General features: G+C 46.5%; 1 protein-coding gene. It reads left to right on the forward strand.

All coding sequences use genetic code 11. The features are described 5' to 3' along the window. On the forward strand, positions 1 to 376 hold a 376-nt coding region (locus AAEY62_RS20745; protein ID WP_350636162.1), incomplete at both ends, for an FHIPEP family type III secretion protein.

Here is a 376-nt window from a genome sequence, read left to right on the forward strand (position 1 = left end):
TTTCCGGCTGTGTTACTAATCGCCACTATTATGCGTTTGGCACTTAACGTTGCCAGCACCCGAGTAGTATTACTTGAGGGCCACAATGGTGGTGATGCTGCCGGTAAAGTAATTGAAGCCTTTGGCTCTGTGGTTATTGGTGGTAACTATGCAGTAGGTTTAGTGGTGTTTTTAATCTTGATCATCATAAACTTTGTGGTAATTACTAAAGGTGCTGGGCGTATTTCTGAAGTGTCGGCGCGTTTTACCCTAGACGCTATGCCGGGTAAACAAATGGCAATTGATGCTGACATGAATGCGGGTTTTATTAGCGCTGAGCAAGCCCGAGAGCGCCGCGAAGAAGTAACCCGCGAAGCCGACTTTTATGGTTCTATGG

The organism is Pseudoalteromonas sp. GW168-MNA-CIBAN-0100 (genome assembly GCF_040309225.1).
In the GTDB taxonomy this organism is placed as follows: domain Bacteria; phylum Pseudomonadota; class Gammaproteobacteria; order Enterobacterales; family Alteromonadaceae; genus Pseudoalteromonas; species Pseudoalteromonas arctica.